Source organism: Kineococcus gypseus, from assembly GCF_050871305.1.
Lineage (GTDB): Bacteria > Actinomycetota > Actinomycetes > Actinomycetales > Kineococcaceae > Kineococcus > Kineococcus gypseus.
Window position 1 is genome coordinate 79,777 of the sequence record NZ_JBJLRD010000008.1, and the last position, 23,051, is coordinate 102,827.

The 23,051-nt window shown below is 77.9% G+C and carries 26 protein-coding genes and 2 pseudogenes; 18 read left to right on the forward strand and 10 right to left on the reverse strand.

Features of this window, described 5'->3' with window-relative positions:
• Positions 1 to 106 precede the first annotated feature (106 nt).
• Positions 107 to 703, forward strand: a complete 597-nt coding sequence (locus ACRYMN_RS04635; RefSeq protein WP_432492459.1) for a TetR/AcrR family transcriptional regulator — start codon at positions 107 to 109, stop codon at positions 701 to 703.
• A gap of 297 nt (positions 704 to 1,000) precedes the next feature.
• On the opposite strand, the gene ACRYMN_RS04640 is transcribed toward ACRYMN_RS04635, so the two are convergent.
• Positions 1,001 to 1,627, reverse strand: a complete 627-nt coding sequence (locus ACRYMN_RS04640; RefSeq protein ID WP_432492461.1) for a TetR/AcrR family transcriptional regulator — start codon at positions 1,625 to 1,627, stop codon at positions 1,001 to 1,003.
• Positions 1,628 to 1,754: 127 nt separating this feature from the next.
• Between ACRYMN_RS04640 and ACRYMN_RS04645 the strand changes: the two genes are divergently transcribed.
• Positions 1,755 to 2,522 (forward strand): NADPH-dependent F420 reductase, encoded by a 768-nt coding sequence (locus tag ACRYMN_RS04645; protein WP_432492547.1) that lies wholly within the window; start codon positions 1,755 to 1,757, stop codon positions 2,520 to 2,522.
• 151 nt (positions 2,523 to 2,673) lie between these two features.
• Here ACRYMN_RS04645 and ACRYMN_RS04650 read toward each other — a convergent pair whose 3' ends face one another.
• Positions 2,674 to 2,853 (reverse strand): hypothetical protein, encoded by a 180-nt coding sequence (locus ACRYMN_RS04650; protein WP_432492463.1) that lies wholly within the window; start codon positions 2,851 to 2,853, stop codon positions 2,674 to 2,676.
• Positions 2,822 to 3,523, reverse strand: a complete 702-nt coding sequence (locus ACRYMN_RS04655; protein ID WP_432492465.1) for an NAD-dependent epimerase/dehydratase family protein — start codon at positions 3,521 to 3,523, stop codon at positions 2,822 to 2,824. The genes ACRYMN_RS04650 and ACRYMN_RS04655 overlap by 32 nt, the downstream gene beginning before the upstream one ends.
• A gap of 145 nt (positions 3,524 to 3,668) precedes the next feature.
• On the opposite strand from ACRYMN_RS04655, the pseudogene ACRYMN_RS04660 reads away from it, so the two are divergent.
• Positions 3,669 to 3,800 (forward strand): annotated as a pseudogene (locus ACRYMN_RS04660) (transcriptional regulator); the annotation flags it as partial.
• 290 nt (positions 3,801 to 4,090) lie between these two features.
• Positions 4,091 to 4,939, forward strand: a complete 849-nt coding sequence (locus tag ACRYMN_RS04665) for a WD40 repeat domain-containing protein (RefSeq protein WP_432492467.1) — start codon at positions 4,091 to 4,093, stop codon at positions 4,937 to 4,939.
• Positions 4,940 to 5,239: 300 nt separating this feature from the next.
• On the opposite strand, the gene ACRYMN_RS04670 is transcribed toward ACRYMN_RS04665, so the two are convergent.
• Complete coding sequence (locus ACRYMN_RS04670; RefSeq protein ID WP_432492469.1) at positions 5,240 to 5,800, reverse strand: dihydrofolate reductase family protein; 561 nt, start codon at positions 5,798 to 5,800, stop codon at positions 5,240 to 5,242.
• A 593-nt stretch (positions 5,801 to 6,393) separates the two neighbouring features.
• On the opposite strand from ACRYMN_RS04670, the gene ACRYMN_RS04675 reads away from it, so the two are divergent.
• Complete coding sequence (locus tag ACRYMN_RS04675) at positions 6,394 to 6,729, forward strand: hypothetical protein (RefSeq protein ID WP_432492471.1); 336 nt, start codon at positions 6,394 to 6,396, stop codon at positions 6,727 to 6,729.
• Between the two features lie 93 nt (positions 6,730 to 6,822).
• Here ACRYMN_RS04675 and ACRYMN_RS04680 read toward each other — a convergent pair whose 3' ends face one another.
• Together ACRYMN_RS04680 and ACRYMN_RS04685 are read right to left on the reverse strand one after the other, a co-directional pair.
• Positions 6,823 to 7,959 (reverse strand): diguanylate cyclase domain-containing protein, encoded by a 1,137-nt coding sequence (locus tag ACRYMN_RS04680; RefSeq protein WP_432492549.1) that lies wholly within the window; start codon positions 7,957 to 7,959, stop codon positions 6,823 to 6,825.
• Between the two features lie 12 nt (positions 7,960 to 7,971).
• Positions 7,972 to 8,136: pseudogene (locus ACRYMN_RS04685) on the reverse strand (pentapeptide repeat-containing protein); the annotation flags it as partial.
• A gap of 303 nt (positions 8,137 to 8,439) precedes the next feature.
• Here ACRYMN_RS04685 and ACRYMN_RS04690 point away from each other — a divergent pair.
• Positions 8,440 to 9,621: an EAL domain-containing protein gene (locus ACRYMN_RS04690; protein ID WP_432492473.1), complete on the forward strand. Its 1,182-nt coding sequence runs from the start codon at positions 8,440 to 8,442 to the stop codon at positions 9,619 to 9,621.
• A 152-nt stretch (positions 9,622 to 9,773) separates the two neighbouring features.
• Entirely contained in the window at positions 9,774 to 9,944 is a 171-nt protein-coding gene (locus ACRYMN_RS04695; protein ID WP_432492475.1) for a DUF1059 domain-containing protein, read from the forward strand.
• Between the two features lie 127 nt (positions 9,945 to 10,071).
• Here ACRYMN_RS04695 and ACRYMN_RS04700 read toward each other — a convergent pair whose 3' ends face one another.
• Positions 10,072 to 10,953, reverse strand: a complete 882-nt coding sequence (locus ACRYMN_RS04700; RefSeq protein ID WP_432492477.1) for an SDR family NAD(P)-dependent oxidoreductase — start codon at positions 10,951 to 10,953, stop codon at positions 10,072 to 10,074.
• Positions 10,954 to 11,067: 114 nt separating this feature from the next.
• On the opposite strand from ACRYMN_RS04700, the gene ACRYMN_RS04705 reads away from it, so the two are divergent.
• Together ACRYMN_RS04705 and ACRYMN_RS04710 are read left to right on the forward strand one after the other, a co-directional pair.
• Entirely contained in the window at positions 11,068 to 11,664 is a 597-nt protein-coding gene (locus ACRYMN_RS04705; RefSeq protein WP_432492479.1) for a TetR family transcriptional regulator, read from the forward strand.
• A gap of 29 nt (positions 11,665 to 11,693) precedes the next feature.
• Positions 11,694 to 12,308, forward strand: coding sequence for a hypothetical protein (locus tag ACRYMN_RS04710; protein WP_432492481.1), 615 nt, complete (start codon positions 11,694 to 11,696; stop codon positions 12,306 to 12,308).
• An 86-nt stretch (positions 12,309 to 12,394) separates the two neighbouring features.
• Here ACRYMN_RS04710 and yczR read toward each other — a convergent pair whose 3' ends face one another.
• Positions 12,395 to 13,840 carry a MocR-like transcription factor YczR gene (yczR, locus tag ACRYMN_RS04715; protein WP_432492483.1) on the reverse strand — a complete coding sequence of 482 codons (1,446 nt, stop codon included), beginning with the start codon at positions 13,838 to 13,840 and terminating at the stop codon, positions 12,395 to 12,397.
• Between the two features lie 72 nt (positions 13,841 to 13,912).
• Here yczR and yczE point away from each other — a divergent pair, with 72 nt between their 5' ends.
• The 5 genes from yczE to ACRYMN_RS04740 all read left to right on the forward strand — a co-directional run bounded on the left by yczE (position 13,913) and on the right by ACRYMN_RS04740 (position 17,826).
• Positions 13,913 to 14,662: a membrane protein YczE gene (gene yczE / locus ACRYMN_RS04720; protein ID WP_432492551.1), complete on the forward strand. Its 750-nt coding sequence runs from the start codon at positions 13,913 to 13,915 to the stop codon at positions 14,660 to 14,662.
• Complete coding sequence (locus ACRYMN_RS04725) at positions 14,659 to 15,546, forward strand: hypothetical protein (protein ID WP_432492485.1); 888 nt, start codon at positions 14,659 to 14,661, stop codon at positions 15,544 to 15,546. Before yczE ends, ACRYMN_RS04725 begins: the two co-directional genes overlap by 4 nt.
• A 140-nt stretch (positions 15,547 to 15,686) precedes the next feature.
• Positions 15,687 to 15,818: a hypothetical protein gene (locus tag ACRYMN_RS04730; RefSeq protein ID WP_432492487.1), complete on the forward strand. Its 132-nt coding sequence runs from the start codon at positions 15,687 to 15,689 to the stop codon at positions 15,816 to 15,818.
• An 80-nt stretch (positions 15,819 to 15,898) separates the two neighbouring features.
• Complete coding sequence (locus ACRYMN_RS04735; protein ID WP_432492489.1) at positions 15,899 to 16,237, forward strand: hypothetical protein; 339 nt, start codon at positions 15,899 to 15,901, stop codon at positions 16,235 to 16,237.
• Entirely contained in the window at positions 16,234 to 17,826 is a 1,593-nt protein-coding gene (locus ACRYMN_RS04740) for an amidase (protein WP_432492491.1), read from the forward strand. Before ACRYMN_RS04735 ends, ACRYMN_RS04740 begins: the two co-directional genes overlap by 4 nt.
• 52 nt (positions 17,827 to 17,878) lie before the next feature.
• Here ACRYMN_RS04740 and ACRYMN_RS04745 read toward each other — a convergent pair whose 3' ends face one another.
• Positions 17,879 to 18,646 (reverse strand): HpcH/HpaI aldolase family protein, encoded by a 768-nt coding sequence (locus ACRYMN_RS04745; RefSeq protein WP_432492493.1) that lies wholly within the window; start codon positions 18,644 to 18,646, stop codon positions 17,879 to 17,881.
• A gap of 300 nt (positions 18,647 to 18,946) precedes the next feature.
• Between ACRYMN_RS04745 and ACRYMN_RS04750 the strand changes: the two genes are divergently transcribed.
• A complete protein-coding gene (locus tag ACRYMN_RS04750) occupies positions 18,947 to 19,177 on the forward strand; it encodes a hypothetical protein (protein WP_432492495.1) in 231 nt (76 codons plus the stop codon).
• An 87-nt stretch (positions 19,178 to 19,264) separates the two neighbouring features.
• Here the strand turns inward: ACRYMN_RS04750 and ACRYMN_RS04755 are convergent, their stop codons facing one another.
• Complete coding sequence (locus ACRYMN_RS04755; RefSeq protein WP_432492497.1) at positions 19,265 to 20,092, reverse strand: alpha/beta fold hydrolase; 828 nt, start codon at positions 20,090 to 20,092, stop codon at positions 19,265 to 19,267.
• A 98-nt stretch (positions 20,093 to 20,190) separates the two neighbouring features.
• Here ACRYMN_RS04755 and ACRYMN_RS04760 point away from each other — a divergent pair, with 98 nt between their 5' ends.
• The 3 genes from ACRYMN_RS04760 (at position 20,191) to ACRYMN_RS04770 (ending at position 23,046) form a co-directional block, all read left to right on the forward strand.
• On the forward strand, positions 20,191 to 20,841 hold the full coding sequence (locus ACRYMN_RS04760) for a class I SAM-dependent methyltransferase (protein WP_432492499.1): 651 nt from the start codon (positions 20,191 to 20,193) through the stop codon (positions 20,839 to 20,841).
• Between the two features lie 61 nt (positions 20,842 to 20,902).
• Positions 20,903 to 22,453 (forward strand): CYTH and CHAD domain-containing protein, encoded by a 1,551-nt coding sequence (locus ACRYMN_RS04765; RefSeq protein ID WP_432492501.1) that lies wholly within the window; start codon positions 20,903 to 20,905, stop codon positions 22,451 to 22,453.
• Complete coding sequence (locus ACRYMN_RS04770) at positions 22,441 to 23,046, forward strand: GNAT family N-acetyltransferase (RefSeq protein WP_432492503.1); 606 nt, start codon at positions 22,441 to 22,443, stop codon at positions 23,044 to 23,046. The genes ACRYMN_RS04765 and ACRYMN_RS04770 overlap by 13 nt, the downstream gene beginning before the upstream one ends.
• The last annotated feature ends 5 nt before the right edge of the window (positions 23,047 to 23,051 follow it).

The following is a 23,051-nucleotide window of genomic DNA, read 5'->3' on the forward strand; positions in this document are numbered from 1 at the left end:
TGCGGGAGCGGCGGCTGCTGCCGCGGGGAGCCTCACCTCTCGATGTGACTCAGTAACATCACTGTACCCCTGATGTGACTGAGTTGCACCGGGTACGGTGGCCGTCGTGGCCCGCTGGGAACCGGACGCGCACGGCCGGCTGCTGCGCGCCGCGATCGACCTCTTCGCCGAGCAGGGCTACGAGGCCACGACGACGGCGCAGATCGCCGAGCGGGCCGGGCTGACCAGGACGACGCTGTTCCGCCTCTTCCCCGACAAGCGCGAGATCCTCTTCCAGGGCCAGGACGCGCTCGTCGACCTGGCAGTCGAGGCGGTCCGCAGCGCTCCGGCCGGCGCCTCGCCCCTGGAGGCCCTCGCTGCCGGCGTCTCGGCGATGACGGACGCGCACGCCGCGGACCGCGCCGCCAGTGCCGGGCTGGCCCGGCTCATCGCCGCCAGCGCGGAGCTGGGGGAGCGCGCCAGCTCCAAGCGCTCGTCCATCACCGCCGCCTTGCAGGCGGGGCTGCGCGAGCGGTGCGGCGACGCGCGTCGAGCGGGTCTGCTGGCCGATGTGGGAGTCAGGGCCTACTACGACGGGTTCGACGCCTGGCTCGCCGCCGACGACGGCAGGTCCCTGACCGCGGTTGTGCTCGAGGAGCTGGAGGACTGCCGGGCGGCGTTGCGCGAGGTGCTGGCCGATCGCCGGCCGGCGCGCCGCGGCTGAGTGCCGCACGGGCCGCGCCGCACCGGACCGCTTCGGGCTCGTGGGCCGCGGCAGTGCCGGCAACCCCGAACGAGTTCCCGGGGGCTCGCTGTTCGGCACGAGCGTGCGGTCGTCGTCTGCTCGGGTCGTCCCGAGGGCGACCGTGGTGCTCAGTGGTGCTGCCGGCGTCGGCCCACCGACCCGCGGTTTCCCGTCCGGTGCGGTCGAGAAGCACTGCACGCCCGGGGGGAGGAGGTGGCGCGCGGCACCTGCGAGGTGGCTGCTCACGCGCCGGCCGCCGCCTGGCGCGGCGCCCGGTCACGAGGGCAGGGGCTCGGGGTGGCGGCTGCTGAGGCCGTCGAGGGAGATCGTCATCAGCCGTCGCCAGCGGTGCTGGCCGCCGGGGGTCTGCACCACCTGGCACAGCGAGGCGCTCAGGGAGAGCAGGTCCTCGGTGCCCACCCCGTCGCGCAGCAGCCCGGCCCGCTCGCAGCGCTCGCGCAGCACGTCGATGAAGGCCCGGCACTCCTGCACGCACTCCTGGGTGGGTCCGCCGGTCCGGACGTAGCTGTCCATCAGGGCGCGGTTGTGCGCCTGCGTGGTCAGCACCTGCTCGAAGAAGCCCGACAGCGCCTGCCAGGGGTCCTCCGTCGCCGCGGCGCGTTCGTGGGCCTCGGTGAGCCAGGCGGTGAACTCCTGCTCCAGGCTCGAGCGCAGCAGGTCCTCCTTGGAGGGGAAGTGCCGGTACAGGGTCCCCATGCCGACCCCGCTGCGCCGGGCGATCTCGCGCACGTCCACCTCTCCACCGCGTTCGGCGAAGACGGCCGTGGCGGCCGCGATGATCGCCGCCCGGTTGCGTTCGGCGTCGGCGCGCCGCCCACGGGTCGCGGGCGGCGCGGCGGCGGCCGGTGCGCCGGTCGCGGCGGCGGTGCGGGGTTCACTCACCTGCCCAGGGTATGCCTGCACCGATGGAGCGGAGCGCTCGCTCCGGTTGTGCTACGTTCAAGAGGAGCAATCGCTCCGCTTGTCCTCCCCCGAGGGCGGCGCACCTCGTCAGTGGATGGAGAGCACCGTGGCGACCCTGGGGATCATCGGCAGCGGCAGCATCGGCACGGCCGTCGCGCGGCTCGCGATCGCGGCCGGCATGGAGGTGGTGCTGTCGAACTCGCGCGGCCCGCAGACCCTGGCGGCGACCGTGGCGGGACTCGGCGAGGCGGCGCGGGCGGCGACACCGCAGGAGGCGGCCGAAGCCGGCGGGCAGGTCGTCCTCGCCGTCCCGCTGACCGCTCTGCGCTCCCTGCCCGTCGAAGCCCTGCGCGGCAAGGTGGTCCTGGAGACGGTCAACTACTACGCCACGCGCGACGGGCACGTCGACGAGCTGGACGCGGGGCTCACCACGACGTCCGAGTTCGTCCAGGCCCACCTGCCCGGGGCGCGCACCGTCAAGGTGTTCAACAACATCGCCGCCTCCCACATCACCGCCCTGGCCCGACCGGCCGGAGCGGGCGACCGCTCGGCGTTGCCCATCGCCGGGGACGACGCGGCGGCCAGGGCGCGAGCCGCCGGGCTCATCGACCGTCTCGGGTTCGACACCGTCGACGTCGGTCCGCTCTCGCAGAGCTGGCGCTTCGAGCCGGAGACGGCCGCCTACGCCCCGGCGTACGCGGCCGACCCCGCGGCGGTGCTGCGCGGCTGGCGGCAGCTGGTGGACGACCTGCGCGCCGGCCGTGCTCCCCGGCTGCCCGCTCCCGACGCCGGCCGCCCGTTGCCCGCTGCGCGACTGGGTCAGCTGCTGGCCGGTGCCGAGCGCACGCTGACCGCCGACCGGGTGGTGGCCTGAGCACCGGAGCCCACCAGCGCCTCGACGTCCACCACGGAGGAGGAGGCGTCCCGGTGGGTCCGCACGTCCTCAGCGCTCCAGCCGCGCTGCAGCAGGTACCGCACGCTGACCTCGCCACGACCGTGAGGTCCCGGGGTCGCCGGCGCCGGTTTCAGCCGGCGAGTCCGCGGGCGACGATGCTGCGACCGGCGGCGGCGACGGCCTCGCGGGCGGGTCGAGGGATGACGCCCAGGACGGTGCGGGTCTCGTCGTTGGAGACCCTCTTGACGTGACCGAGGTCTGCGGCGACGGACTTGAAGTCATCGCGGAAGAGGGCTGCCAGCCGGACCACGACGTTCGGGATGGAACGGGTCGGGACCTTCGACGCCTGGTCCCCGAGCTCGTGCTTCAAGACCGCGCCGATCTCCTCCACGGCCATCGCCGGTTCGCCGGTGGCGACCAGGAACCGTTGCCCCCGCCCTCGCCCTCAGCTCCATCCCGCTGTCGTCGTCCTCGATGAAGTCCCAGGCGGCTCGTTCGGCCAGGATCTCGCTCCGCCCGTACGCGTCGACCCCCGGGCCGTGCAGCGGCGACCAGTCCTGCTCGGTGAAGACGCGGTCGACGTGTCCGTGACCGGAACCGACGGCGTGGAACGCCGAGGTCGACACGACGCGCTGCACGCCGGCGTCTCGCGCCGCGCGCAGGACTCGCAGCGCCCCGTCGCGGGCGGGGACGATGACCTCGTCCTCGACCCTGCCGGTGTGGACGGGGGAGGCCAGGTGCAGGACGTGGTCCACCCCCGTGACGGCAGCCGCCCAGCCGCTGTCCTGCACCAGGTCGTCCTCCACGAACGTCAGCGCGTCGTCACCGGTGAGGCCCGCCTCGCGCAGCACGGCCCGCACGCCCGCCTCCTCGCGCAGGGAGCGCAGGGTGGAACGGACGCGGTGCCCCTGTGCGAGCAACCGGACGATGACGTGCCCGGCGGTGGGACCAGGACCACCGGTGACCAGGACGTGCGCCATGAGGGAACCTCGTCGGTAGGAGGAGCAGGAGCGCGAGCGAGACCACCACCCTCACCGCCCACGTCCTCGGCGCCCAGGTCCCTGGTGGCACTGGTAGTGGCAGGACCTGCCCTCCTGCTCCGGGACCGGGGTTATCGTGCTCGACGTGGGTGACGGGGCGAACATCCTGGGCGACTACCTCCGCGCCCGGCGCGAGCTCGTCACCCCCGACCAGGTCGGCCTTCCCGTCCTGGGCACCAGACGGGTCCCCGGTCTGCGGCGTGAGGAGGTGGCGGTCAGCGGCACCGATGGAGCGATGCTGGTCGTCCACCACGCAGAGGCAGGCAGTGGATCGGCCGAACGCCTCGCCCGCCTGGGATCCGTGACCGCCTCAACCCCGCCGGGGGACGTGTCCTCCCCGACCCGGTCGCACCGCTCGTCCCCCCGGATGAAGTGAACTCTCGGCCGAGGTGTAGCGCTGAGAGCGAGCACCCCGCTTCGCGGCACGACCGTGAGGTCGGCCGTGTCGGAGGCGTCGGTCAGGCTCCCCGGCATGGTCTTCGATGTGCTCGCAGAGGGTGCTCACCGGTGATCGACCTGCGTGAGGTCGCCGCGCCGCCGTGGGAGGAGGACCTGCTGGTCACGGCGGAGTTCGAGCGGGTCGTGCACGTGTGGTCGCGGGAGCGCGCTGCACGGCGCGCCACGTTCGAGACGGTCCACGACTTCGGCGGCCGCCGGGTGGCGCTGGTCCCGGGTGAGCAGCCGGTGGTGGTCGCCGGGGCGTACACCCGTCACGGCGTGTGCGGCTACGACCTGACCGGTGAGCGGTTGTGGCAGGACCGCAGCCGCACCGGCGTGCAGGTCCTGACCGCCCTGGCGGGAGGCCGTGTCGCCGTCAGCGGCGACCGTGGCCCCACCCGGGTGCTGGACGCCGCCACCGGGGACGAAGTGCGTTCCCTGCGGGGTGTGCTGCAGGTGATCGCACTGGCTGAGGACCTCTCGCTGGCGGTGAGCAGCGGCTGGTGCCGTCTGCTGGACGGTTCCCTGGACCCGCTGGGGCCTCGGATCACGACGGGTCTGAACCCGGTCTGGCTCGCTGCCGGCGACGGGGAGCAGTTGGCGATCAGCGGGATCGGTGGGCCGCTGCGCTTCCTGGACCTCGACGGGCGGGAGCGCGCGAGGGTGGCCGGCCACTTCCGCCACGTCGTCCACGACCCGGTGACCGCGACGTGGGTCCTGGTGCAGGTGTCCGAGGAGGGACAGACCTCGCTGCTGCGACTCACCCGCGATGCGGAAGTCCTGCAGCGATGCCCCTGGGGCCCCTTCCGCGACGTGGCGACGATGGGCGGCGGCAGGGTGCTGGTCCTGCTCACGGACGAGGGGCCGCAGGTCTTGGACTGCTCCAACTGGAGCGCTCGGGCGCTGGGGGTGGCGTGAGCGGAGGTGTCGAGCGCTGCATCCGCACCGAGGGTTCGGGAACGGTGCCCAGTTCGCTCTTCGGCACGAGCGGAAGAGCGCCGTCGGGACCTCGCCGTGGTCGGTGCGGGTCAGCCGGCTGCCTCGCCCGCCCGGGCCACGGCCTGTCGATCGGCAGGGCGGCGGTGGTGTCGACGTGGCGCGGTGGCAGCCAGCGGGCACCCGTCACCGCCAGGGGTGCGACCGTCCTCGTCTGCGAACCAGGGGGTGCTCGACCGCGACGTGACCGCCCCCCGTGGCGGGGGAACCTCGCTGCTGCGGTCAGCAGGTGTAGTGCAGCAGCAGCGAGCCCGCGGGGGTGGGGCTGGCCTGCAGGAGCCGCAGGTCGTGCACCGACGTGCCGCCGTCCTCGCCGTCGCCCTCGCCGGTGACGGCGAAGAGCGTGCGGCCGGTGCCGGCCAGGGAGGCGGCGACGACCAGGCGCAGCTCGTCGACCAGCCCGGCCCGCAGCAGGGACCGCGCCAGCGTGGTGCTGCCGTGCACGCCGATGTCACCGCCGCTGCTCCGCTTCAGGGCGGCGACGTGCTCGGCGGCGGGTGCGCTCACGAAGGTCGAACCCTCCCAGTGCCGGGAGGGGCGGGTGGAGGTGAAGACGTGCTTGGGCGTGGCGTTGATGAAGTCCGCGAAGGGCTGCACGCTCGAGGTCGGCCAGTAGCCGGCCCAGTAGTCGTAGGTGCCCCGGCCGAGCAGGACGGTGTCCTGGGTGCTGATGACCGCGGCGAGGTTGTCGAAGACCGCTTCGCCGGTGTCGGTCATCCAGTCGCTGGGTTCTTCGGCCACGCCGTCCAGCGAGAGCAGGTGGTAGACGACGACCTTGCGCACGAGTCCTCCTCGGAGACGGTGCCCTGGAGACCAGGTGGGCGGGCAGGACTCATCGGCGTGAGCGTGCGGTCGGTGCTCGCCGGCCCGTCCTCCAGCCCCGTGACCTGCTGCACGTGCGCGGTGCCGGGGTGCCGGGGTGCTGGGCGCGCTGCGGTGGCTGCGTCGCGGGCCGGGCTCGACCGCACCGCGGATCGCCGCACGACCGGACCCTCTCCGCCGAGGGGGCGCTGCCTGCGCAACGCGTGGGCACGGTGGGCACCGGGGCGGTCCCGAACGGGTGCGGCAGCTGACCCGCACGGGTGGAACTCCCTCGAGGCGGGGGATCGCGCCGGTTCCGCTGGGAGCATCGCACGGTCCGCTCGTCAGGCCGGCGCGAGCGGTTGCCGTGGCGACGGTGGAACCCCTCCAGCGCCGCGGGTGAGCCGGGCGGCGCCGCGACGGCGCTGACGGGACCGGTCGTCGAGGAGGGCACCGTGCCGCAGGAGCAGGACCCGGGGGATCGTGCGCGCGCTCCCCTGACCCCGGCCGCGCCCCTGCCGGCACCCCCACCGGACCGGCCCCGCGGGACGTGGAGGTGGGACACCGCCCTGGCGGTGCTGAGCGCGGGGTCCTGGTTCGCGTGGGTGGGGTGGTGGGCTGCCGCTGCGGTGCCGCCGGCCGCGGAGGCGTGGTTGCTGGCGGGGCTGGCCGTGAGCCTGATGGCGCTGGTCGTCGTGGGCACGCTGCGGGTGGGGACGCTGCGTGCGGTCGCCGTGGTGGTCCTCTTCTCCACGGTCGCGGTGGCGGCCACCGTGTTCACGCTGGACGCCTTGTGGATGATCGTGGTGGCGATGTTCGGCGTGGTGGCGACCGTGGGGGCGGCGGGCGCAGCCGATGTGACCGTCCTGGTCCGCCACCTCGTCGTCGACCGCGGTCGGCGCACGCGCTGACCGCTCCCGCCGGAGGGGGGTCGAGGTCGCTCACGACCCCGCGCCGGGCGTCACCGGCACGTCGCAGGGTCCCGCTCCCGGACCTCGTGCGCGTCAGCCCGTGGCCTGGTCCTGCGCGCGGCGGTCGTCGTGCCCCGGACGGACCGTCCCCAGGACCTCGCGCGCGCCCGGGCGGTGACGGTGCTGGGCGGCCTTGGCGGCGTACATCGCCGCGTCCGCGCGGCGCAGCAGCTCGTCCAGGGTGCTGGGCCGTGCGCTCAGGGCGGTGCCGATGCTGGCCGAGATGCGCACCTCGACCCCCTCCAGCTCGAAGGGGACCTCGAGCGCGGCACGGGCCCGGGTGGCCACCGCGTCCACCAGGGCGGGGTCGTCGGTGGCCAGCACCGCGACGAACTCGTCCCCGCCCACGCGGGCCAGCAGGTCGTGCGGGCGCAGCAGGCCGGCCAGGCGCTGCGCGGCCGAGCGCAGCAGCTGGTCGCCCGCGGCGTGGCCGTACCGGTCGTTGACGGGCTTGAAGCGGTCCAGGTCGATGAAGAGCACCGCGACGGGGCTCACGGCGTCCGCGCCCGCCGGCCCCGCGTCGAGCGCGTCCGGCCCGGGCGCGGTCCCGGCGCGGCCGGGCACGCGTTCGCCGAGGAGCCGGGTGACGTGCTGCTGCAGCCCGGCGCGGTTCAGCTGCCCGGTCAGCGCGTCGTGGGTGGCCGCGTGCACCAGCGCGTCGTGGCGGCTGCGCCGCTCGGCCTCCAGGGCCGCGCCGTCGGCCTCGCGCTGGGCGGCCAGCACGGCGACGTTGCCGATCACGAGCAGGGACAGCAGCAGGGTGACCACCGCGGCCACGAGGTCCAGGGAGCGGGGCAGGGGCGTGAACAGCCAGCCGGTCTGCACGAGGACCTGCAGCACCGCGCTGAGCGCCAGCGCCATCGCCGCGCAGGGGCGCCAGGCGCATGCTCCGCTCCACTGCAGGTGCACGCTGGCCACCAGGGCGGCGAAGACGGGGAAGAGGAACGTCACCCCGGTGGGGGCGAGGGTGGCGGCGAAGAGCGCGCCGGCCAGGAACACCCGCAGCCACACCCGGTCGTCCAGGCGCCCGGAGCCGATCCAGCGCTGCACCGGGTCGCAGCGCACCAGCAGCGCCACCGGCCAGCCGAGCACCTGCGTCCACCACGGCGAGTGCACCGCCTCGTCGGGCAGCGCCCACCACACCACGCCGGTCAGCGCGGCGACGCCCACCGCGGCCCCGGCTAGGCGCGCACCCGTCAGGCGCGCACCCGTCAGGCGCGCACCCGTCAGGCGCGCACCCGTCAGGTGCGGGCCCGGCGAACGGCCGCGGCCGCCCCCACCACGTGACACCCGGCCCGACACCCCGCCTCCTCGGCCTCGATCCGCTCCCGCACCGCCGGCGGTCACCGCCGCCCGTCCCTGCGCGCGGGGCGGACCCCGGCGGCTCCACGGCGCCCACCCCGCTCGTGCGCCGCCCGCCCGTCGTGCCGGTGAGCGCGCTCACCGGCGGTGGTGCAGCGGTCCCTCGTCCAACAGCATCGATGCCGCACCCGGCCGACTGGACCCGGCGAACGGGTGGTCGACCACCCGCACCCCACCCCTGCGCCACCCGGCCGCGCCCGTCCCGCACCGGCCCGTCCGCGCGGGACGGCGACCGCCCGCAGCGGGCCGGACGGTGCAGGTGCCGGCGCGAGCCGCCGATGGGGGAGGGTGCCCGAACTGCCGCCGGTGGACGCGCCCGGTGCCACCGCCACGTCCGCCGGACCCGTCGCGGTGCCGCCGGTGCCGCCGGTGCACGACGCGCGCTGGCGCACGGCCCTGCAGGAGGTGCTGCGCGACCCGGCCGCCCTGGCCCTGCACACCCAGCCGATCGTGGAGCTGAGCAGCGGGGCGGTGGCCGGGTACGAGGCCCTGTCCCGGTTCGACGGCACCCGGCTGGGCACCCGCCTGGTGGCCGGGTCGGACCGCTGGTTCGCCGCCGCCGAGCACTGGGGCGTCAACGCCGAGCTGCAGGCGCGCGTCCTGGCCACCGCCGTGGCCATGCGCGCCGTCCTGCCGGCGGACACCTTCCTGACCGTCAACGTCGAGCCGCACCTGCTGGCCGACGCGCGCGTGGCCGGGGCGCTGCTGGAGCACGCCGACCTGACCCGGCTGGTGGTGGAGCTGACCGAGCACTCGCGCGCGGAGGACCCCGCCCTGCTCGTCCGGCGGCTGGACGAGCTGCGCGGGCGCGGCGCGATGATCGCCATGGACGACGCCGGCACCGGCTACGCCGGCCTGAGCCAGCTGCTGGCGCTGCGCCCGCACGTGGTCAAGCTCGACCGCGAGCTCATCAGCGGCATCGACGCCGACCCTGTCAAGCGGGCCCTGCTGGAGGTCCTGGGCGACCTGGTGGGGCGCATGGACGGCTGGGTGCTGGCCGAGGGCATCGAGACCCTCGAGGAGCTGGACACCGTCGTCGGCATGGGGGTGGCGCTCGGCCAGGGGTACGCCCTGGCCCGTCCGGCGGCGCGGATGCTGCCCGAGATCGGTGCGGACACGGTGCGGCGCGTCCAGCGCGTGGCCGCGCGCGCCCAGCTCGACGAGCACGTCCTCTCCCTCGTGCGCAGCGCCCGGGTGGGCACCGACGCGGCCACCAGCGACGTCCTGCTCGGCGCCGACGGGCGCGTGCGCGCGGTGCGCTGGGGCGGCAGCGGCCCGGACGACCCGCCGCGCTGGTCCCCGCCGCTGCTCGTGGCCCCCTCGGCCTCCCTGGTCGAGGTGGCCCGCCGCGCCGCCACCCGGCACAGCGCCGACGTCACCGCGCCCCTGGTGTGCACCGACGGGCAGGGCGCCGTGGTCGGCGTCGTCACCCACGCGGACCTGCTGCTGGCCCTGGCCCGCACCCGCTGACGCCGCAGCACCCGCTGCGCCCGTCGCACCCGCTCAAGGTGCCGGCCCCGGCAGCCGATCGCGGTGGTGGAGCTGCGGCTCCGGCGATCCAGACGGCGGTCGCCACGCGGTCACCGGCCCGGGGGGCCGGTGCCGAGCCCCGGGAGACGACGATGAAGAAGTTCCGCTGCGGTGACGTGGTGCCCGGCTGCACCCGCGCCTTCACCGGCTCCACCGACGAGGTCCTCCTCGCCGTGGCCGGCCACGCGCGCGCCGACCACGGCTTGGCCGAGCTGCCCGCCGAGCTCGTCGAGCAGGTGCGCGGCGCCCTCGTCGACGCCTGAGCGCACCGGGTCGCCGCGCGCCCGGTCGCCGCGCACCCGGTCGCCGCGCGCCCGGTCGCCGCGCGCCCGGTCGCCGCGCACCCGGTCGCCGGCGCGCCCGCTCGCCGGCGCGCCCGCTCGCCGCCGCTCAGGCGCTGCCCGCGGCGGCCAGGACGCCGCGCCCGCTGCGCAGGACGGCGTCCTGGTAGGCGGTGTCGCGGGCGCGCGCCGAGGCGGGCACCACGCGCAGCCGGTGGTCGACGTGGGCGCCCGAGGGCGCCGGGGCGGGCTCGTCGAGCACGAGCGAGGCCAGGGCGCGGCCCGAGGCCCGCGGGGAGGACGCGAAGGGCAGCACCCGCGCCGCGCGCGCCACCGTCGACCACACCAGGCGCACCAGCGGCGCCTGCCCGCGGGCCAGGCCGGTGCCCGGCATCAGGCCGGGGTCGAAGCAGGTGACGTGCGCGCCGGGGTGCTCGCGCGCCAGCGCCGCGGCGGTGGCGGTGGCCAGCAGCTTGGTCGTGGCGTAGCGGCGCGCACCGGCCGCGCGCGCCGCGCGGGGCGTGGCCGCGGGCGGGCCCGGGCGCGCCAGGCGGGCGAGGTCGTCGTCCTCCTCGGGGTCGGGGGTGCCGGTGCGCACGGCCGGGTCGTGGGTGGCCGAGCCCAGCAGCACCACGCGCCGCGGCGGCCGCGGGCGCGCCAGCAGCGCGTCCACGAGCGCGAGGTGGGCCAGGTGGTTGACCTGTAGCACCTCCTCGAGGCCGTCGCGGGTGGCGCTCGCGGTGCCGGGGCGGTTCAGCGCGGCGTTGCAAACCACCGCGTCCACCCCGGGCAGGGCCGCCACCGCCGCGCGCACCGAGGCCAGGTCGGCCAGGTCGAGCAGCACCGGCTCGGCACCCAGCCGCTGGGCGGTCACCTGCACGGCGGCGGGGCTGCGCCCGGCGGCGAGCACGTGCGCGCCCCGCGAGCGCAGGGCGCGCGCGGTGGCCAGTCCGAGCCCACGGGTGGCGCCGGTGACGAGGACGGTGGTCATGCCCGCACGGTAGTGGCACTCGTTGCCACATGGCAACGGCTGTCACGACGGCGTGCACGCCGGGTGCGGGACCGCCCGCCGGCCCGGGCCGCGGCCCCTGCCAGACTCGGCCGCGTGACGCAGCCACCGCTGCGGGTCCGGCGCCGCGAGCGCACCCGCGAGGCCATCGTGGGCGCCGCGCTGGAACTGTTCGCCGAGCGCGGCTTCGAGGCCGTCACCCTCGCCGAGATCGCCCGCGCCGCCGAGGTGGGCCTGCGCACCCTCTTCCGCTACTTCCCCGACAAGCAGGAGATCCTCTTCGACGACGAGGGGGCCCTGCGCTCGGCGCTGGGCGGGGCGCTGGCCGCGCGCCCGCTCGGTGAGGGACCGGCCGTGGCCGTGCGCGAGGCGCTGGTGGCGCTGACGCCGCTGTGGCGCGCGCAGCGCGAGCACGGCCTGCGGCGCCAGGCCGTCGTCGACGCCTCCGCCGCGCTGCGCGCCCGCGAGCGCGTCAAGCAGGCCGAGCTGGAGGAGGTGGTCGCCGGCGCGCTCACCTCGCGCGGGCTGGCGCCCGAGCGCGCCCGGCTGCTGGCGCGCGCGGCGGTCGGCTGCGCCGCCGAGGCGCTGGTGCGCTGGCTGGCCGACGAGGACCCCGAGCGGCCCGGCCTGGAGCAGCGCACGCGCGCCACCCTCGCCGACCTCGCCGCGCTGCTCGGCGCCGCGTCCGCCTGACGGGCGCGCGGACCTGGGAGCATCGGGGCGTGGGACTGGGCGGCGGGCCGGACTGGCGGGACGACTACGAGTGGTTCCGCCTCGAGGACGTGCCCGCGCCGCAGGACCCCGACGCGGGCCCCGGGGCGGAGCCCGACGCGGGTCCCGACGAGTTCTCCGACGCGCTGCGCGCCCTGGTGCGCGACTACCCGGTGTGGTCGGGCAACGGCGTCACCCGGGTGCTGCTGGTGGACCTGGACAACCTGCGCGCGGTCAAGGGCCGGCTGCGCGCGCGCCTGGGCGTGGTCGTCGAGCTGGCCCGCCAGGCCGACCACGTCGCCTTCGCCGGCCAGAGCGGCGCGGTGGCGCGCTCGCGCCCGTGGCTGGCGGAGTTCGCGGGGCGCGCACAGCCGGTCGCGGCCGGCCCGGACGTGGCGGACCTGGTGCTGCTGGCGGCCGCCGCCGAGGTGCCCGACCCGGCGGAGTTCCTCGTCGTCAGCAACGACGGCATCTTCGCCGACCTCGCCGAGCGCGGGGAGCTGACGATCCTCTCCCCGGGCGTGGACGCCCTCAGCGACCGCCTGCACGGCGCCGCCAGCCTGCTGGTGGACCTGGCCGCGCTGGAGCGCGAGGCCGCCGAGCGGCTCACCCCCGCGGCCGGCTGAGCCGGGCACCGCCCCGGCACGACGCACCGCCCCTGCACGACGCACCGCCCCCGCACGACGCACCGCCCCGGCGCGACGCACCGCCCTCAGACGACGTCGCCCGGCTGGCCCGGCCCACCCGCCCCGTCCAGCCCGCCCGCGCCGTCGGCGCCGTCGGTGCGGACCTCCGCCCACGCCTCGGCCAGCACCGGCACGGCCCGCTCCAGCACCCCGGTGCCGTAGCCGTAGGGCACCCGCAGGAACCGCTCGAAGGCGCCGTCGAGGCCGAAGCGGGGCCCGGCGGTCAGGTGCAGCCCGCGGCGGCGCGCGGCCGTGACCAGCGCGCTGCTGGACTCCGAGCCCAGCTCCACCCAGGCGCAGAAGCCGCCCGCCACCCGCGGCAGCCCCCACCCGGGCAGGTGCGCGGCCAGCAGCCCCAGCAGCGCGTCGCGGCCGGCGCGCAGCTGCTCGCGGCGGGTGGCCAGCACGTCGTCCAGCTCCGGCAGCGCGTGCGCGACGACGAGCTGGTCGAGCACCGCGGTGCCCAGCTCCCACGGCGAGCGGTGCTGCGCCAGGTGCCGCACGGTGCGCGCGTCGGCGCGCACCCAGCCGATGCGCAGCCCGCCCCACAGGGTCTTGGCGACCGAGCCGACGTGGACGGCGTCCGCGGGGAACGGGCCGGGCGCCGGGCCGTCGATGGCCAGCTCGGCGGTCGTCTCGTCCACCACCAGGCGGGTGCCGTAGCGGCGGGCGAGCTCGACGACCGCGCGGCGCTGGCCCGGCGGCATCACCGCGCCCGTGGGGTTGTGGAACGAGGGCATCAGGTGCGCCAGCGAGGGCCGGGTGCGCGCGAACGCGCCCTCCAGGGCCTCCTCGTCCCAGCCCCCGGCGTCGCGCGCGCCCGGGGCGCGCACGGGCACCGCGACCGGGCGCGCGCCGACGGCGCGCAGCGCGTCCAGGGCGTGCGGGTAGGTCGGCGACTCCACCAGCACCCGGTCGCCGGGGGAGGTGAGCGTGCGCGCCAGCAGGCCGATGGCCGCCTGCGCCCCCGGCGTCACCAGGACCTCGTCGGCGCGCGTGGGCAGCCCGCGGGCGGTGTAGCGGGCGGCGACGAGCTCGCGCAGCTCGGGCAGGCCGACCAGGTCGTAGCCGGAGCCGGCGGCGGCGCGCGCGGGCAGCTCGGCCGCCGCCCGCACCGCCGCCGCGTGCACCTGCGGCGCGCACGGCAGCACCGCGCGCGTGAGGTCCAGCACGACCGGGGCCCGGCCCCGGCCGCCGGGCGCGGGCGGCAGGCGCACCACGCTGCCCGAGCCGCGCGTGCTCTCCAGGTGGCCGGAGACGCGCAGCTGCGCGTACGCCGCGCTGACGGTGGTGCGGCTGACGCCCAGGGCGGCGGCCAGCTCGCGCTCGGCGGGCAGGCGGCTGCCCGAGGCCAGGCGCCCGTCCACGGCCAGCAGCCGCACCCGCGCGGCCAGGGAGCGGAACGCCGGCTCCCCGGCGGTGCGCCAGCCGTCGAGCAGGGGGGCCAGGGAACGGGGACCGGTGCCGACCACCAGGCCACCCTAGGTGGATTGGCCCTACCGGTGGGGCGATCGGCACGGTCTGATCAGGATGTGACCGGTCCAATCCCTCGCCTCTTCCGCCTCCTGGTCGGACTGGCCCTCTACGGCGTCGCGGAGGGCCTGATGGTCCTGGCCGCCGTGGGGGTCGGCCCGTGGACGGTGCTCGCCCAGGGCGTCTCGCGCCTGACCGGCGCCGGCGTCGGCTGGCTGACCAACGCCATCGGCCTGGCCGTGCTGCTGCTGTGGATCCCGCTGCGCCAGCGCCCCGGGGTGGGCACCGTCCTCAACGTGCTGCTGGTGGGCACCGCCGTCGAGGCGACCGTCACCCTCGTGCCCGCCCCCGCCGCCCTGCTGCTGCGGGTGCCGCTCTTCCTCGCCGGCCTGGTGCTGCTGGCGCTGGCCAGCGGCGTCTACATCGGCGCCCGGCTGGGACCGGGCCCGCGCGACGGCCTCATGACGGGCCTGCACGCGCGCACCGGCCGGCCCGTGGGGCAGTGCCGCGCCGCGGTGGAGCTGAGCGTGCTGGCCGCCGGGTGGGCGCTGGGCGGGGACGTCGGCCCCGGCACCGTCGCCTTCGCGCTGGGCGTGGGGCCCCTCGTGGGCTGGTTCCTGCCCCGCCTGGCGCCCGCGGTCGTCGTCCCGGCCCGCCCGGCGGCGCCGCGGCGGGCCGGGTCCCGGCGCGGCGGGTCCGGGCCGGACGGCGGCAGGTCCCAGCCCGTCGCCGGGCCGCGCACAGCTCCGCCACAGGTCGGTGCCGCATACATGGGGTGTGCCGGGAGCGACCCGGCGGTACCCGAGCGGAGGACACCGTGAAGTTCACCAAGAGGACCGTGGCCGCGCACACCGTCGGCGTCGCCGCCGCGGGCGGACTGGGGCTCGTGCTGCTCGGCGCCCCCCTCGCCTCGGCCGCCACCGACGACGACGGCAGCGCGGCCACGAGCGTGGGCGAGCGCCTGCAGGCCATCAGGGACGCGCTCTCGGGCCTGGTCGGCGACGGCACCCTCACCGACGAGCAGGCCGACGCGGTCGCCGAGGAGCTGGACTCCTCCGACGCCCTGCGCGGGCCGGGCGGCCTCGGCGGACCGGGCGGCGGACCGGGTGGCGGGCACGGCGGCTGGCACGGGGCGCGGGGGCTGGGCCTGGACGCCGCCGCCGAGGCCGTGGGCCTGACGCCGCAGGAGCTGCGCACCGCCCTGCAGGCGGAGGGCGCCACCCTGGCGAGCGTGGCCGCCGACAACGGCGTGCCGGAGCAGGAGCTCGTCGACGCCCTCGTGGCCGCCGGCCGGGAGCACCTGCAGCAGGCCGTCACCGACGGGTGGCTGACGCAGGAGCAGGCCGACGAGCGCGCCGCGGAGCTGCCCGAGCTCGTCGCCGCCGCCGTCGACCGCGAGCTGCCCGCCTGGCCCGGGCGCGGCTGGCGCGGCGGCCCGGACGGCGAGGCGGGCGACCCGGGCGACCCGGACGCGGACGCCCCGGCGCCGGCGCCCGAGAGCTCGACGGACGGCTCGACGGACGGCTCGACGGACGGCTCGACGGACGGCTCGACGGACGGCTCGACGGACGGCTCGGTCGACGGTTCCACCAGCAGCACCGGGTGGAGCCCCGGCACCGGCCGGGACGGCTGGGGCGGCGGCTGGCGCGGCGGGTGGAGCGGCGGGTGGGGCGCGCCGGGCGGCGCCGTCGCCGGCACCGTCTGAGCGCGGCGCCCCGGCCGGGTCCCCGGCCGGGGCCCTCCCCCGGGTGTTGTCCGGGGCGTTCGCGGGCGGGAACGGTGCAGGCCCGTGGAGGTCGTGCGCGCTCGCGCCCCGGCGCCCGGGGTCCTCGGCACGCTGGCGGCGTGGACCTCGTGCTGACCGGCGGGCTGGCGGTGGTGCCGCTGGCCGCGGTCCTGGCCGTGGTGGTGGAGCTGCTGGGCAACCCCGGCCCGCCGCCCGGCGCCTCCCAGGAGGACCTGCGCCGGCGCCGCTGATCGTCACAGCAGCGTCACGCCGCGGAAACGCGCGGGTGGTCGGATCCGTCCACGACCGCCCGAGGAACCGCGGAGGACCTGTGCCCGACCTGCCCGACGAAGCGCTCGACACGTTCATCACCACCCGGCTGGCGCTGGCCGGGGTGGACCTGGACCAGCTGCCCGAGGTGCCCGACCCGGCCACCGGCGCGCCGACCCGCGCCGCCGCCCTGGAGTCCCTGCGCACGTTCCTCGCCGGTCCCCTCGTGGACGGGGTGCGCACCGGCGGCACCGTCGAGGCCGTCAACCGGTGGCAGCCCCTCGGCGTGGGCGAGGACGCCTCCACCGCCGAGGCCGCGGCCGCCCAGCAGGCCGCGCCGCCGCTGCTGTACCCCTCCATCGCGACCGCGTGGGCGCCCGGCTGGCAGGAGGCGCTGTGAGCACCGCCGAGCGCGCGCTGAACCGCCGCACGTTCCTCGCCGCGGCCGCCGGCACCGGCGCCGCGGTGCAGGCCGCGGCCGCTCCCGCGCGCGCGGCCGCCCCCGCGCCGGCACCCGACGTGCGGGTGCGCCCCGCCGCCGTGGACGACCCCACCGAGGCGACCGTCGCCGAGGCCCTGACGCTGCTGCGCCGCCGCAGGTTCAGCGCCACCGAGCTCGTGCAGGCGCACCTGGAGCGCATCGAGCGCTTCGACGGGGTCTACCGCGCGTTCAACGCCGTCACCGCCGAGTCCGCGCTGGCGCGGGCCGCCGAGGTCGACGCCCGCCGCGACGTGCGCCGGCCCCTGTCGGGGATCCCGCTGTGCGTCAAGGACAACTACTGGACCGCCGGGGTGCCCACCACCGCGAACTCGACCATCTTCGCGGACTTCGTGCCCGACGCCGACGCCACCGCGGTGGCGCGCCTGACCGCCGCCGGCGGCATCGTCGTGGGCAAGGGGCAGATGGGCCCGCTGGCCACCACGCGCGCCACCACCCCGGCCGGCGAGGTCACCACCGTCAACGCGTGGACGCCGGACGACCCCGCCGTCGACCCCGGCGGCTCCTCCACCGGCCCGGCCACGGCGGTCGCCGGCCGCCTGGCGACGAGCTCGATCGGAACCCAGACCGGCGGCAGCATCACCGGCCCGTCGCTGCAGCAGAACCTCACCGGGCTCAAGCCCACGATGGGCCGCACCTCGATCGCGGGGATCATCCCGCTGTCGTTCACCCGCGACCACTCCGGGCCGCTGGCCCGCGACGCGATGGACGCGGCGATCGTGACCTCGGTGCTGGCCGGCCCCGACCCCGCGGACCCGCGCACGCTGGGCCTGCCGCCGGTGCCGGACCTGGTGGCCGCGGCCACGCCGGTGCGCGACCGCCGCGGGGGCGTCCGGCTGCGGCGCCGCACCCGCATCGGCGTGCCGCCGGACTGGTTCGACGGCGTGGGCCCGGAGGTGGCCGTGGCCCGGCAGGGTTTTCTGGACCGGGTGGGCGCGCTGCGCGGCGCCACGATCGTCGACGTCACGTACCCCGCGGACTGGGAGCTGCTGACGGGCCCGTTCAACGCGATCCGCCTGTCCGAGCGCACCGAGCCGTTCCGGCACTGGCTGCGCCGGGACCTGACGCTGTTCGGGGTGAGCTCCCTGACCTGGCTGCAGGGGCTGCTGCTGTCCGGCGACGAGTGGATCACCGGCCAGCGCGCCAAGACGTGGCTGCTGCAGGAGCTGTACGCGGGGTTGTTCGAGCAGTGCGACGTGGTGCTGCAGACCTCCCCGGTGCCGTTCGACATCCTCGGCCTGCCGGAGATCGCGTTCCCGCTGGGGGAGGCGCCGGCGTACGAGGGCGGCCCGGCGGCACCGGTGGGCGCCGTCCTCGGCGGGCAGCCGTACGAGGAGGACCGGCTGCTGGAGGTGGCCGCCGCGCACCAGGCGATCACCGACTTCCACCTGCGCCGCCCGGCCGACCCGGACGTCAGCGGGGTGCAGCTGCGCAGCGCCGCCGCGCCGCTGCGCCTGGACGCCGTGCAGGTGGCCGCCGCCGCCCAGTGAGGACCGCCCGGCGGTGGGCCACCGGCCCACCGCCGGGCGCGGCGCCCCCCGCTCAGGCGCGCCCCGTCAGCCCCTCCAGCCGCGAGCGCACGCCGGCGGCCAGCAGCTCGGTGTCGGCCGCGGCGGCGAGGAAGCGGAAACCCAGCTCGCGGAAGCGCGCCGCGCGCTCGGCGCCCACCGCGAACGCGCCGGCCAGGACGCCGTGCGCGGCGCAGGCGCGCACCACGGTGGGCAGCGGGTCGCCGGGGGAGTCCGCCGCCAGCAGCGCGTCGACGTCGGTGCCCAGCTCCAGCGACAGGTCGAAGGGCCCGACGAACACCGCGTCCACGCCCTCGGTGGCGGCGATCGCGTCCACGTGGGCCAGGCCCTCGCGCGTCTCGACCATCACCGCGCACAGCACCGCCGCGTCCGCCTGCGCGGGCGGCACCGGCGCGCGCCCGCTCAGCAGCGCGTGCGGGCCCCAGCTGCGCCCACCCGCGGGGGCGTAGCGGCAGGCGCGCGCGGCGGTGCGGGCCTGCTCGGGGGTGCTCACCATCGGCACCACCACCCCGGCGGCCCCGGCGTCGAGGGCGCGCCCGATCTCCTGCTCGTCCAGGCGGCCCGGGCGCACCAGCACCGGCGCCGCGCCGGAGCCGGGCGGCACCTCGCGCAGGCACTCGCGCACCGAGCGGTCGTCGTGCTCGCCGTGCTGGGTGTCGAGCAGGACCCAGTCGGCGCCGGAGCGGGCCAGCGTGGCCACCGCCCCGGGGCTGGCCAGGCTGAACCACGCGCCCAGCAGCGGGCGGTCGGGGTCGGTCGTCCACCAGGGTCCTCGCTCCACGTCGAGCTCCTCCCGTCCCGGCCGCCGCGCGGCGGCCACCCCCCGATCCTGCCCGCGCACCCGGTCCCGCCCGCGCACCGGTCCGGTGCGGTGCGGCACCGGTGCGGCACCGGTGCGCCCGCCCGGGGGCGCGGCGCGCGGCGATCGGGTGCGAGCGGCGACGCAGCGTGCCGGGCCGTTGGGCGGGCACCGCGCCCGACCGGGTGGGCCGCGCCCCGCGCGCTACGGCCGCGCCCCCGCCGGGGCGAGACCTCCTGCAGCGCCGCGCGGAACCGCTCCGCCGGCGGAGAGGAGAAACCCGTGTCCCCCTACGGCCCCCGCGTCAGCATCGCCTCCGTCCTGGCCGCCGAGGCGTACGTGAACACCCGCGTGCCCGCGCCCGCCGTCCCGGCCGTGCCGGCCCCGCGCGTGCCCGCCGAGGCCGAGCGGGTCACCGCCCCCGCCGCCACGGCCACCGCCGTCCTGGACGCCCCCGCCGGCTCGCGCAGCCGCCTGCTCGCGCTGCTGCGCCCGGCCCGCCGCGGCGCCTGAGCACCGGGCGCGGGTCTAGGCGCGAGTCCGGGCGCGGGTCCGGGCGCGGGTTCGACCGCGGGTTCGACCGCGGGTTCGACCGGGGTCTCAGGAGGTGCGGGCGACGAGGTCCAGCACGGCGTCCGCCACGGCCGCCGGTTCCCGCTCGGGCAGCCAGTGGCCGGTCGGCAGCCGCCGCGAGGTGAACGGCGCGCGCACGTGCGCGGCCGTGCCGTGCACCGCCGCTGGGGAGAAGAACGGGTCGTGCCGGCCGTGCAGGAACGCCACCGGCACCGCCGCCGGGCCGGTGCGGGCGCGCTGCAGCGGCAGGGCCCGGTACCAGCCCAGCGCGGCGCTGAGCGCACCCGGTTCGGCCATCCGGCGCGCGTAGCCGTCGGCGAGCTCGCCGGGCAGGCCGCCGCGCGCCAGCAGGGTGCGCAGCGCCGCGCCCGAGCGCGCCAGCAGCAGCCGCTCGGGCAGCGCAGGCACCTGGAAACCGGCCGCGTACGCCGAGCGCAGCGCCTGCCCGCCGCGCAGCGCCGCCGCCCGCAGCGCCGCCGGGTGGGGGGTGGACAGCACCGTCGCCGAGCGCACCCGGTCCGGGTGCGCGGCCGCCAGCGCCCAGGCGACCACCCCGCCCCAGTCGTGCCCGACGACGTGCACCCGCCGCGCGCCGGCCGCGTCGGCCAGGGCCAGCACGTCGGCCACCAGTTCCGGCAGCACGTACGCCGCCCGCCCGGGCGGGCGCGCGCCGGGGGAGTAGCCGCGCTGGTCCGGGGCCAGCACGCGCAGCCCCGCCGCCGTCAGCCGCCGCCCGACCGCGCCGAAGGCGCGCGCGTCCTGCGGGAACCCGTGCAGGCACACGACCGCCTCCGCCCCGCGCGGGCCGCTGTCGCGCACCTGGAACACCAGACCGTCGCGCGCGTACGTGTCCACGACCCCAGCGTGCACCCGCCGCCGTCGCGGCGCCGCGCGCGGCACCCGCCTTGCCGGAACGGCACAGCGGCTCGACGGGCCGGCGGGCGCGCCCCACGATGCCGGGCGTGAGCCTCTTCGACCCCGACGCCCCCGACGCGCGCGAGCTGTGGGAGGGGATGTACAGCGCCGGCGAGCGCTGGAGCGGGCGCCCCAACGCCGCCCTCGTACGCGCCGTGGAGCACCTGGCGCCCGGCACCGCCCTCGACCTCGGCTGCGGCGAGGGCGGCGACGTGGTGTGGCTGGCCTCGCGCGGCTGGAGCGCCACCGGCGCCGACGTCTCGCCCACGGCGCTGGCGCGCGCCGCCCGCCACGCCGCCGACGCCGGTGTCGCGCAGCGGGTGCGCCTGGAGGAGCACGACCTCGGCGCCTCGCTGCCCGCCGGGCCCTTCGACCTCGTCACCGCCTCGTTCCTGCACTCGATCGCGCACCTGGACCGCGACGACGTGCTGCGCCGCGCCGCCGGCCTCGTCGCGCCCGGCGGCACCCTGCTCGTCGTGGGCCACGTGAGCCTGCCGCCGTGGAGCGACGCCGCTCAGCACCACCACGTGCACCTGCCCGCGCCGCGGGAGGTGCGCGAGGCCCTCGCGCCCGTCACCGCCGGCTGGGAGGTGCTGCGCGAGGAGCTGGTGCCGCGGGAGGTCACCGGCCCCGAGGGGCAGCGCGCCGGCGTCGACGACGGGGTGCTGCACCTGCGCCGCCCGGCGTGAGGCGGTGCGGCACCGGCCCTGCGGGGACGGCGGTGCGGCGGTTCGTGGTAGTCCTCTTGCCATGCCGCCCGCCCGCCTGGCCCTGACCCGCACCTACCTCGCCCCGTCCTCCGACGAGGCGCCCGGCGGCGGTGAACTGCCCGGGGTCGCCGACGTGGGCGCCCCGCGCGAGGTGCGCACCGAGGAGACGCACTACGACACCGCCGACCTCGCGCTGGCCGCCGCGGGCGCCTCGGTGCGCCGGCAGACCGGCGGTTCCCCGCGCGGCTGGGTGCTGGAGCTGCCCGGGCGCGGCCCGCGCACCCACGAGGTCCGCCACGCGCTGGGCCGCGCCGTGCGCACCGCCCCGGCCGCGCTGCAGCGCCTGACGTGGGCGGCCGCGCGCGGGCGCACCCTCGGGCCCGTGCTGCAGCTGGCCACCGACGCCGTCGAGCGCGACCTGCTCGACGCCGACGGCGCCGTCGTCGCCCGCCTGACCACCCGCCGCGTGCAGGCGCGCCCGCTGGTGCCGGAGGACTCCCCGGCGCAGACCTGGGCCGAGTGGCAGGTCGAGGTCGTCGACGGCCGCCGCGACCTGCTCGACGCGGTCACCGACGCCTGGCGCGAGCGCGGGGCGGAGGAGTCCGACCGCACCGAGCAGCTGCGCACCGTCCTGGACGGCCCCGAGGAGGGCGGGCAGCCCGCCGAGCCCGGCGACGGCGACTCCGCCGGCGCGCTCGTGCTGGGCCAGCTCGCCCACGACGTCAGCCGCCTGCTCGCGCAGGACCCGCTGGCGCGCATCGACGCGCCCGGGGCGGTGCGCGCCCTCAGCAGCGCCACCCGCCGCCTCGGCGGCGTGCTGCGCGCCTTCGCGCCGCTGTTCGAGGACGCCCCGCGCAGCGCCGTGCTGGCTGAGCTGGAGTGGCTGACCGGCGTGCTCGCCCGCGCCGGCGCCGCCGAGGCCCTGGCCGAGCGCCTGCTCGCCGACCTCGACGAGGAGGCGCTCGGGCACGTCGCCGGCTCCGGCACCGGCGACCCGGCCGCGGTGGCCGAGCGGCTGCGCGCGCTGCTCGACGAGCGGCGCGCCGCCGCGCGCGCCGAGCTGCTGGAGGCGCTGGACTCCGAGCGCTACCGCGCGCTGGTGGCCGCGCTGGAGGCGCTCGTGGCCGACCCGGCGCTGACCCGCGAGGCGTCGCGCTCGGCGCGCAAGGCGCTGCTGCCGCTGGTGGCCGAGGCGCACCGCGCGGTCAAGAACGCCCAGCGCGACGTCGACCCCGACGCCGAGGACGCCGACGTGCCCGCCGGCGACCCCGGCGCCGACCCGCTCGTGCGGCTGCGCCGCGCCGCCGACGACGCCCGCGACGCCGCCGCCGTCGTGGTCCCGCTGCGCGGGGAGGACGTGGAGGAGTACGCCGACGCGCTCAAGGCGCTCACCGACGTCCTGGCCGAGCACGAGGGGACCGTCGCGGCGCGCGCGGTGCTGGAGGAGCTGGTGCCCGACGCCGGGCAGGGCGCTTTCGTCCTGGGCCGCCTGCACGCCCTGGAGGAGGTGCGCTCCGCGGTGGCCCGGCACGACTGGGAGGAGGCGTGGGACGCCGCGAACCGGAAGAAGCTGCGCAAGTGGATGAGCTGAGCGCCCGCTTCGCCGACCCGGTCGCGCTGAGCGGTTCCCTCGTCGCCCTCGAACCGCTGGGCGCCGGCCACGTGGAGGGCCTGCGGCGCGTCGTCGCCGAGGGCGAGCTGCACCGCACCTGGTACACCCGCGTCCCCGCGCCGCAGGACGTCGCCGCCGAGGTCGAGCGGCGCCTGGCGCTGCACGCCCGCGGCGCGATGGCGCCGTGGGCGCTGCGGCGCCTGGACACCGGCGAGGTGTGCGGGGCGACGACGTTCATGAACCTCGACGCGGCGAACCGGCGCCTGGAGATCGGCTCGACGTTCCTGGCGCGCTCCGCGCAGGGCACCGGCGTCAACGCCGAGGCGAAGCTGCTGCTGCTGGCGCGCGCGTTCGAGGAGCTGGGCTGCGCGGCGGTGGAGCTGCGCACCCACTGGCACAACCACCAGTCGCGCGCGGCCATCGCCCGCCTGGGCGCCAAGCAGGACGGGGTGCTGCGCAACCACGTGCTCTGGCACGACGGCAGCTACCGCGACACCGTCGTGTTCTCGATCCTCGACGGCGAGTGGCCCGCGGTGCGCAGCGGCCTGCGCGGGCGCCTGGCCGCGCGCTGACCCCG

Coding starts and splice junctions, on each gene's coding strand:
- ACRYMN_RS04655 (WP_432492465.1), bottom strand. CDS start 3,523: ATGGCGCACGTCCTGGTCACCGGTGGTCCTGGTCCCACCGCCGGGCAC.
- ACRYMN_RS04695 (WP_432492475.1), top strand. CDS start 9,774: ATGAAGAAGTTCCGCTGCGGTGACGTGGTGCCCGGCTGCACCCGCGCC.
- ACRYMN_RS04700 (WP_432492477.1), bottom strand. CDS start 10,953: ATGACCACCGTCCTCGTCACCGGCGCCACCCGTGGGCTCGGACTGGCC.
- ACRYMN_RS04765 (WP_432492501.1), top strand. CDS start 20,903: ATGCCGCCCGCCCGCCTGGCCCTGACCCGCACCTACCTCGCCCCGTCC.
- ACRYMN_RS04760 (WP_432492499.1), top strand. CDS start 20,191: ATGCCGGGCGTGAGCCTCTTCGACCCCGACGCCCCCGACGCGCGCGAG.